The following is a 6,026-nucleotide window of genomic DNA, read 5'->3' on the forward strand; positions in this document are numbered from 1 at the left end:
ACCGACCTCGGTGTGCACCGAGTAGGCGAAGTCGACCGGCGTGGAACCCGCTGGCAGCGTGTGGATGTCGCCCTTCGGGGTGAACACGAAGATCTCGCTGTGCGCCATCTCGTAGCGCAGGTTGTCCAGGAACTCCCCGGCATCGCCGGTCTCCCGCTGCCAGTCCAGCAGCTGGCGCATCCAGGCCATCTCGTCGACGCTGCCGCTGGAACCGGTGTGGGTGCCGCGGGTCTCCTTGTACCGCCAGTGCGCGGCGATGCCGTACTCGGCGGTGTGGTGCATGTCGAAGGTGCGGATTTGCACCTCCAGCGGCTTGCCCTCGGGGCCGATGACGGTGGTGTGCAGCGACTGGTACACCCCGTACCGGGGCTGGGCGATGTAGTCCTTGAAGCGGCCGGGCATCGGCGCCCAGAGCGCGTGCACGACGCCCATCGCCGCGTAGCACTCGCGCACGCTGCCGACCAGGATGCGGACCGCGACCAGGTCGTGGATCTCGTCGAACTCCCGGCCCCGGGCCTTCATCTTCTGGTAGATCGAGTAGTAGTGCTTGCCCCGGCCGACGACCTGCCCGGGGATCTTGGCCGAGGACAGCTCGGCCTCCAGCTGCTGGGTGACCGCGGCCAGGTAGGTGTCCCGGGACGGGGCCCGGTCGGCCACCAGCCGCACGATCTCGTCGTAGCGCTTGGAGTGCAGGATCGAGAACGCCAGATCCTCCAGCTCCCACTTCACCGTGGCCATCCCCAGCCGGTGGGCCAGCGGCGCCAGGACCTCCAGGGTCTCGCGTGCCTTGCGGGCCTGCTTGTCCGGCGGCAGGAACCGCATGGTGCGCATGTTGTGCAGCCGGTCGGCCAGCTTGATCACCAGCACCCGCGGGTCCTGGGCCATGGCGATGATCATCTTGCGGATGGTCTCGGCCTCGGTGGCGTCCCCGAACTTGACCTTGTCCAGCTTGGTGACGCCGTCGACCAGGCGCGCCACCTCCTCGCCGAAATCGGCGGTGACCTTCTCCAACGTGTACTCGGTGTCCTCCACCGTGTCGTGCAGCAGGGCGGCGACCAGGGTGGTGGTGTCCATGCCCAGGTCGGCCAGGATGGTCGCCACGGCGAGCGGGTGGGTGATGTAGGGGTCGCCGGACCGGCGGAACTGGCCGGCGTGGGCCTGCTCCGCGACCTCGTAGGCGCGCTGGAGCTCCTTGAGGTCGGCCTTCGGGTGCAGGCTCCGGTGCACCCCGAACAGCGGTTCGAGCACCGTCCGGGTGGGCGAGGCGGCGACCCGCTGCCCGCTCATCCGGCGGGCGATCCGGGCCCGCACCCGCCGCGTCGCCGACGGGGCCGGCACCTCGGGCTCGGGCACGGGGGCGTCGGCGGCGGGCGGGACGGGGGCGACCTCGCCCACCGGCCGCGCCGCGGACCCGCGGTTCTCCACGTCGGTCATGCCCTGGTCCCTTCGTCAGGCCGCCCGGCCGCCCCACCCGAGGGGGTCACGCCGGCCCGGGCACGGCGGCCGAGGGCGGGGTCGGCAGCCAGGTCGGCACGGCCGACCGGCGCGCGCATCCGCACGGTCATTGGGGCACACCCCCTTGGACGACGGCGAGGGTCTGACGATCTGGTCAATGAGCATAACGCCGCGGACCCGCCCACCCTTCCGTCCGGCGTCCACCCGCCGTCCGTCCGCCGTCCACCCGCCTTCCGTCCGCCTTCCGCCCGCCGTCCGCGCGCGCTCCGCCCGGCGTCCACCCGCCGGCCGGGAGGGCGCCTACCATCGCACTTCGGCCGCCGGATCGGGCGGCGTCGCTCGACGAGGAGGCAAGTGTGAGCTCGAACGTGTACGGCGTCACGGAGATCGTGGGCACCTCGACCAACGGGGTGGAGGACGCCATCGAGAGCGGGATCGCCCGGGCCTCGACCACCCTGCGCGGGCTCAACTGGTTCGAGGTGACCGAGATCCGCGGGCACATCAACGAGGGTCGGGTGGCCCACTACCAGGTCGGCATGAAGGTCGGCTTCCGGATGGACGCGGACGCCTAGCGCCCCGCCCGGGCCGACCCTTCCCGGGTCGGCCCGCACCCGGGTCGGCCCGTCCCGCCGGTGACCGTTCCGGCCGCGCCCGCCGTCGAACCGGCACTGTCGGACCCACTCGCTACCGTGCCGACCATGACGATCTCCGTTGCCATGGTGACCACGGACTCGACCGATCCGGGGCCCCTGGCCCAGTGGTGGGCGACGCAGTTGGGCGGCACGATCGTGGCCGACAACGACGGCTTCTACTACATCGTGCAGGTGCCCGACGGCGTCGCGATGGCCTTCCAGGCCGTGGAGGCGACGTCCCCCGGGAAGAACCGGCTGCACCTGGATCTGGTGTCGGCCGACCGGCCGGCCGAGGTGGAGCGGCTGGTCGCGGCCGGCGCCACCAAGATCGCCGACCGGGACGGCGGCGGCTTCTGGTGGACCACGCTGGCCGATCCGCAGGGCAACGAGTTCTGCGTGGCCGACGCCAACGCCCACTGACGGTCGTCCGGCGCCCGCGTCAGCCGACGAGGCGGGCCCGGATCGCGTCCTGGGTGGCCGGATCGACACCGATCGCCGCCAGATAGCCGTCGAACGAGCCGAAGTTGCGGTCCACCGAGTCCCAACCGGCGGCCAGATACCGCTCGTCGACGCCCAGCAGGGCGTCGTCGGCGTCGAACTGGTCGCCGTACCGGGCCGCCAGCCAATCGCGCAGGCTGCCCATCGCGGCGTTGCTGAGCAGGTAGTCCTGCAGAATCGTGTCCCGGTCGGCGCCGAGGATGGTCAGTAGCGTCGCGATGGTCCAGCCCGTCCGGTCCTTGCCGGCGGCGCAGTGGACCAGCACGCTGCCCTCGGTCTCGGCGACGGCCCGCATGATCGCCGCCACCGACCGTTGCGCCGGTCCGAACACCGGGATGGCCGCGTAGTACCGCAGGGTGCGGGCCAGCGGCGTCGTCGGATCCGCGTGGTCGGCGGCCGCGGCGTGCACCGGCATCGTGCCGTCCTCCGGGTGGAACGGGGCGATGGTCACGGTGACCGACTCCGGCACCCGGTCCGCGCCCTCCCGCTCGATCTCCAGCTCGCCGCGCAGGTCGAACACGTCCGTGACGCCCAGGTTGACCAGTGCCTCCTGCCCGGCCGGATCGAGCCCGGAGAGCACCGCGGCCCGGTACACCAGCCCGCGCCGGACCGGGCCGTCCGGGGTCGGCAGGCCGCCGATGTCGCGGAAGTTCCACGTGCCGGACAGCACGTCGGCATGGGTCGGAATCACGGTCAGGTCCTTTCGGTGGCGGGCGGGCCCATCACCGATCATGCCCTGAGCGGTCGCCGCGAGGTTCACGCCGGATGCACGGCGGGTGGACAGCCGGTGCACGGCCGGTGCCGCGGCTCCCCGGTCGCCGGGCACGGACAAGGCAGAGTGGGCGGGGGTCTTGACGCCCAGCATCGTCACCCTCACTGTCCGGACCAGCAGCAATCACCTCACGGCTTCGCCCCCGCCCGCCTCACCTCCGCCGCCGGGCGTGGATCGCGAATGCGGCGCCATGCCTGGCTGGGTCATGATCACGGTTATGACAGTCATCAGTCCCTCGACATGCCCTACTTGAGCCGTCTGTCGACGAGGGAGTCCTCGGGTGCCCATCGGCGGGGCTGGCCGGGGTTGTGCACGCCTGGCAGAACATCGATCATCGCCGGTCTCCGCACCGGGATCAGTAACGGCGGGACCGAGGAATCCAACCCCCAGATCGTCAAGCACATCGGCCGAATCGCGTTCGCGGAGAAGATCGTGATGGGCGGCGTAGTAGAACAGCATCGAGTGCAGCCGTTCTATGACGTCCTCGATCTGGGCGTCGACCTGACGGGGTGACGACGCCGGCCGCGACGATCGTTCCTGCAGCCCGGCCGACCAGTCGACCTTCCAGCGGGCGTGCCACTTGGCCAGGGTCTGCCGCGCCACGCCGGACTCGGCGGCGACGTGACAACAGATCGGCCGGCCGGCATCGACGCGCTGGCACAGACGCCGGTGTCCTTCGGGGGTCAGCGGGGCGTTACGGTACGCCACGGGGTCCCTCCTGTTTCAGTGTGTTTGGTTGGCCGCTTCACACCTCACCAAGAGGACCCTCCTTCATGCCCGCAACCAGCAGCCCCGGCGTGTCACCAATGTCCCTGGATGCAACAGCTAGCCCTGACTTCAGCACCCTTTTCGGCCCCCGCCTGCCTCGCACCTTAGACTCCATCCGAGTCAGCGAAGCTGAGCGCGGTGGTCGTGACGATCGGCAGGACCGCGGCCTGATCTCCCTCAGGGCATCGCCGGATCCATCTCCTAAGCGCGGCGCACCATCGAAGGCCACGGGCCGTGCGACGCATTTGTCTTATGCCGGGACCCCACCGACGCTCGACGCAACGACGTGCGATCATGCTAAGGGTTATTGCGTATCTTTCCTGGGGGGGCGTTGACCGTCGGCCTTGTCGATGCATCTCCTTCCGCGCCGGACGATTTCGAGTTTCTGATCGCTAATCGGCTGCTGAACCATGCGGGCGCCTTTGCGGAGGGAGCGGTTGGCGGATACCTGCAGCGATACCTACCCGAACATGTGGCAGCAGCCCGGCTATGGTCAGAGCTGGCCAGCCAGGGTGACGTACTGGACAGCTTGGACCCAGATGCCGTCGCGGCGGAAGCGTTCCGGACCGGTTACGGACGCGGGGACCTACCACCGATAATCACCGTGAGCATGGCCGCGCGGCATGAACTGGCCACGGCGTCGGATGCCGATCAGCGGCGGTTGCTACGCGTGCTGATGGCCGCAAGGTTGGGCCTGGACGACCCAACGTTGCGTGATCCGCGGGTGCTGTGGACCCAACTCGCCCGAGTCCACCCCCACCTACCGCTCACCGGCCACACTGCTGGCGCATACGCGGTCGCCTTCGGCAGTCTCCCTGACGGCCGGGTCCTGCTCGCCACCGGCAGCGACGACGGGACAGTGCGGCTGTGGGATCCCGCCACCGGCACCCCCACCGGGCCACCCCTGACCGGCTATACCGTCGGGGTGAGAGCAATCGCCTTTGGCCAGCTCCCCGACGGCCGCCGCGTCCTGCTGGCCACCGGAAGTTGGGACAAGGCGGTTCGGCTGTGGGACCCGGCCACGGGCACCCCCACCGGGCCACCCCTGACCGGCCACACTCGCGCGGTGACCGCGGTCGCCTTTGGCCACCTCCAGGACGGCCGGACCCTGCTCGCCACCGGAAGCGACGACCGGACAGTGCGGCTGTGGAACCCGGCCACCCGCGCCCCCACCAGGCCACCCCTGACCGGTCACACCGACGGAGTGACTGCGGTCGCCTTCGGCCACCTCCAGGACGGCCGGACCCTGCTCGCCACCGGCAGCCACGACCGGACGGTGCGCTTGTGGGACCCGGTTACCGGCTACCCCAGCGGATCGGTCTTGACCGGCCATACTCGCGCGGTGAGAGCGGTCGCCTTCGGCCAGCTCCACGAGGGCCGCGTCATACTTGCCACCGGCAGCTCCGACGGGACGGCGCGGCTGTGGGACCCGGTGACCGGCACCCGCCCCGGGTCGGTCTTGACCGGCCAGACCGGCCCGGTGCCCGCGGACGCCGTCGGCCAGCTCCCCGACGGCCGCGTCCTCCTCGCCACCGGCAGCGACGACCAGACGGTGCGCTTGTGGGACCCGGTGACCGGCACCCCCACCGGGCCACCTCTGACCGGCCACACCGGCGAGGTGAGAGCGGTCGCCTTCGGCCAGCTCACCGACGGCCGCGTCCTGCTCGCGACCGGCAGCGACGACCGGACGGCGCGGCTGTGGGACGCCACCGGCACCCCCACCGGACCGGCATTGACCGGCCACACCGACCCGGTGACCGCGGTCGCCTTCGGCCAGCTCCCCAACGGTCGCGTCCTGCTCGCCACCGGAAGCGACGACCAAACGGTGCGCTTGTGGGACCCGGTGACCGGCACCCCCACCGGGCCACCTCTGACCGGCCACACCGGCGAGGTGAGAGCGG

The 6,026-nt window shown here is 71.0% G+C and carries 5 protein-coding genes and 1 pseudogene; 3 read left to right on the forward strand and 3 right to left on the reverse strand.

The window, feature by feature from the left end; translation table 11 throughout:
* On the reverse strand, nucleotides 1-1,434 hold a 1,434-nt coding region (locus ACOJUF_RS01405), incomplete at its 3' end, for a RelA/SpoT family protein (RefSeq protein ID WP_420120079.1).
* 377 nt (nucleotides 1,435-1,811) lie between these two features.
* Between ACOJUF_RS01405 and ACOJUF_RS01410 the strand changes: the two genes are divergently transcribed.
* Together ACOJUF_RS01410 and ACOJUF_RS01415 are read left to right on the forward strand one after the other, a co-directional pair.
* Nucleotides 1,812-2,027: a dodecin gene (locus tag ACOJUF_RS01410; protein ID WP_420120080.1), complete on the forward strand. Its 216-nt coding sequence runs from the start codon at nucleotides 1,812-1,814 to the stop codon at nucleotides 2,025-2,027.
* A gap of 126 nt (nucleotides 2,028-2,153) precedes the next feature.
* Nucleotides 2,154-2,507 carry a VOC family protein gene (locus ACOJUF_RS01415; RefSeq protein ID WP_420120081.1) on the forward strand — a complete coding sequence of 118 codons (354 nt, stop codon included), beginning with the start codon at nucleotides 2,154-2,156 and terminating at the stop codon, nucleotides 2,505-2,507.
* A gap of 19 nt (nucleotides 2,508-2,526) precedes the next feature.
* Here the strand turns inward: ACOJUF_RS01415 and ACOJUF_RS01420 are convergent, their stop codons facing one another.
* Complete coding sequence (locus ACOJUF_RS01420) at nucleotides 2,527-3,276, reverse strand: tyrosine-protein phosphatase (protein ID WP_420120082.1); 750 nt, start codon at nucleotides 3,274-3,276, stop codon at nucleotides 2,527-2,529.
* A 534-nt stretch (nucleotides 3,277-3,810) separates the two neighbouring features.
* Nucleotides 3,811-4,065: pseudogene (locus ACOJUF_RS01425) on the reverse strand (leucine zipper domain-containing protein); the annotation flags it as partial.
* Nucleotides 4,066-4,456: 391 nt separating this feature from the next.
* Here ACOJUF_RS01425 and ACOJUF_RS01430 point away from each other — a divergent pair.
* A partial coding sequence (locus tag ACOJUF_RS01430) for a WD40 repeat domain-containing protein (RefSeq protein ID WP_420120083.1) occupies nucleotides 4,457-6,026 on the forward strand: 1,570 nt, incomplete at its 3' end.

Origin of the sequence: Nakamurella sp., from assembly GCF_048594475.1 — a bacterium.
Taxonomy (GTDB): domain Bacteria; phylum Actinomycetota; class Actinomycetes; order Mycobacteriales; family Nakamurellaceae; genus Nakamurella.

Excerpts from the sequence above, each read along its gene's own strand:
- ACOJUF_RS01415 (WP_420120081.1), top strand. The coding sequence starts at position 2,154 with ATGACGATCTCCGTTGCCATGGTGACCACGGACTCGACCGATCCGGGG.